This window comes from Mesorhizobium sp. P5_C1, assembly GCF_054049815.1.
On sequence record NZ_JBFULQ010000664.1, the window covers coordinates 1 to 2628 of the forward strand.

At 59.8% G+C, this 2628-nt stretch carries 4 protein-coding genes; 2 read left to right on the forward strand and 2 right to left on the reverse strand.

Features of this window, described 5'->3' with window-relative positions; all coding sequences use genetic code 11:
* Positions 1–368 (reverse strand): EipA family protein (locus tag ACXJ7R_RS29575; RefSeq protein ID WP_457154917.1); only part of this gene is annotated, 368 nt, incomplete at its 3' end.
* Between the two features lie 439 nt (positions 369–807).
* On the opposite strand from ACXJ7R_RS29575, the gene chpT reads away from it, so the two are divergent.
* Together chpT and ACXJ7R_RS29585 are read left to right on the forward strand one after the other, a co-directional pair.
* Positions 808–1437 carry a histidine phosphotransferase ChpT gene (chpT, locus tag ACXJ7R_RS29580; RefSeq protein WP_095091686.1) on the forward strand — a complete coding sequence of 210 codons (630 nt, stop codon included), beginning with the start codon at positions 808–810 and terminating at the stop codon, positions 1435–1437.
* A gap of 243 nt (positions 1438–1680) precedes the next feature.
* Positions 1681–2049: a response regulator gene (locus ACXJ7R_RS29585; RefSeq protein WP_095090784.1), complete on the forward strand. Its 369-nt coding sequence runs from the start codon at positions 1681–1683 to the stop codon at positions 2047–2049.
* Positions 2050–2200: 151 nt separating this feature from the next.
* Here ACXJ7R_RS29585 and ACXJ7R_RS29590 read toward each other — a convergent pair.
* Positions 2201–2628: response regulator transcription factor (locus ACXJ7R_RS29590; RefSeq protein ID WP_457154918.1), on the reverse strand; the 428-nt coding region annotated here is incomplete at its 5' end.

Sequence of the window (2628 nt, forward strand, 5' to 3'; positions counted from 1 at the left end):
CGGTTGTAGAGGTTGCTCACATCGTCGAGATTGTAGACCAGCATCATCACCCGCGACCCCTCGCCGCCGAAATCCCAGCCGAGCGACGGGCCCTGCCAGAACACTTTGTGATCGCCGGCATTCTTGGTGTAGAGCGTGCCTTCGCCATAGGTCAGGCCGCCGATCAGCGCGCCCGAGCCCTCTTCGCCCAGCAGATAGCCGTTGGGCAGTCCGTAGGAAGCAAAAATCTTCTCGATAACCGTGGCCAGCCCGCCCGATGTCGCGCCGAAGAACTTGTGCCCGGAATCGACAATCTCCTGAGCGGTGTATTCCTGGGCCCGCAGGGCCGAAGTCGAGAAGACGAGAACGCCCATGAGCGCTATCGCCATTGAGATGACACGGAGAAAGCTCCGGTCTTGGACGACACGGACAAAAGTCCGGTCCGGGATGACACGGAAAAAAGTCCGGTCGCAGAATCGGGAAAACATGCTTCCAATCTCCGTCAGGGAGCACTTTCGCCGACGCCTCACACCCGTACGGCTCTTTTAGCCGGCCGTTAAGGGTAACTGTTACGGGCAAACTATGCCGTAATCCTTTTTCAACCATTAAGCTCCCACATGAACATGGCGGTTCARAGGCTGTTTGGGACGCTCAGGTGGGTCGGCAGCCTGTGTGAACACGCCATTTGCCACCACAATTTCGGATTTGTTGCCGCACGCACGGGCGCTGTGTATTCAGGATGCCCGAGGAGAGTGCGTGATTCGTGTGGGCAGGCGACGAATCGATCGCTCGGCCATGAGTTATGAAATTTTGCAGGGATTTTCGCCGATGGCCGATCTGTTTGCCCTTTCCGCACCCGATCTGGCGGCACTTTTGTGCAGCCGGGTGTGCCACGACATCATCTCGCCGGTCGGCGCGATCAACAACGGGCTCGAACTGCTCGACGAAGGCGGCGCCGACGAGGACGCCATGAAACTGATCCGCCAGAGCGCCCGCAACGCTTCGGCCCGCCTGCAGTTCGCCCGCATCGCTTTCGGCGCCGCCGGGTCGGCCGGCATGCTGATCGATACCGGCGATGCCGAAGCCGTCGCCATCGCCTTCCTCAAGAACGAGAAGCCGGAACTGAGCTGGAACGGGACCCGCGCGCTGCTGCCCAAGAACAAGGTCAAGCTGCTGCTCAACCTGCTCCTCGTCGCCAACGCGGCCATTCCGCGCGGCGGCAAGCTTTCCGTGACGCTGGAAAACCTCGAAACCGAGCCGCGTTTCGCGCTTGCGGCGAGCGGCCCGATGCTGCGCGTGCCGCCGAAATTCCTCGAGCTGCATTCCGGCCACAAGCCGGAGGAACCGATCGACGCGCATTCCGTGCAGCCCTATTACACGCTGCTCCTGGCGCGCGAAGCCAACATGACGATCTCGATCCACGCGACGCCGGAAGAAATCGTGCTTTCAGCCGCCTGAATCCACGGCATTTCCCTAGAGAAGCGAAGTATTCCGATCCGCAATACCTGCGGTGGCGCTTCGATCGCAGTGAGATGAGCTTCACCTGGCTGGTCGTGCCGAAGCATTGCGAAGAACAGCCCGCAAACGGCATCTTTGCAAAAATTTTACCTAAACGCTTTTCGGCTTCTTTACCAGATCGGCCTATGGTGCCTTTCAGATGCCCGACGCCACCGGATTGCCAACAGGCAAGAGGACCCGGAAATGAAACGCTGCATGTTCGTCGACGATTCAAGTGTCATCAGGAAGGTTGCAAAACGCATCCTGGGCGGCTCCGACATGGTTGTCATCGAGGCTGCCAGCGGACTTGACGCACTGGAGATGTGCGCGGCCGACATGCCCGACATCATCGTCGTCGACGGCGCCTTGCCGGACGTGGCGGCGGTCGATCTCATCCGCCGCGTGCGCGCCATGGAGAGCCCGATAAGGCCGCAGATCCTGATTTCGCTAGTCGAGCTCGATATTGCTTCGATCATGCGGGCCAAGCGCGCCGGCGCCCAGGGCTATCTCCTGAAGCCGTTCAATCGGCCGCAACTGCTCGAGCGTTTTCGCACCCTGAAGATCGCCGCCTGATACGGGCGGCATGGCGCAATCTTCCAGGAAAAATGTGAGACGGTTTTCCGTCCAAAATTGCGTCAAAACAAATAGTTATCAGCCGATCACAAAAAAACCAGGCCGGAGCCGGGTTTTTTTGTCGAAGAAAAGTTCGGACGCTGCTCGCTGCTCAGGCGCTGACGCGGATGTCTTCCGGTTCGCGCAGCACATAGCCGCGACCCCAGACCGTCTCAATGTAGTTCTGACCGCCGGATGCCGCGTCGAGCTTCTTGCGCAGCTTGCAGATGAAGACGTCGATGATTTTCAGCTCGGGCTCGTCCATGCCCCCATAGAGGTGATTGAGGAACATTTCCTTGGTCAGTGTGGTGCCCTTGCGCAGCGAGAGCAGCTCCAGCATCTGATATTCCTTGCCGGTGAGGTGCACGCGCTGGCCGCCGACTTCAACGGTCTTGGCGTCGAGGTTGACCACCAGGTCGCCGGTAGTGATGACCGACTGGGCATGGCCCTTGGAGCGCCGCACAATGGCATGAATACGGGCGACCAGCTCATCTTTGTGGAACGGCTTGGTCATGTAGTCGTCGGCGCCGAAGCCGAGGC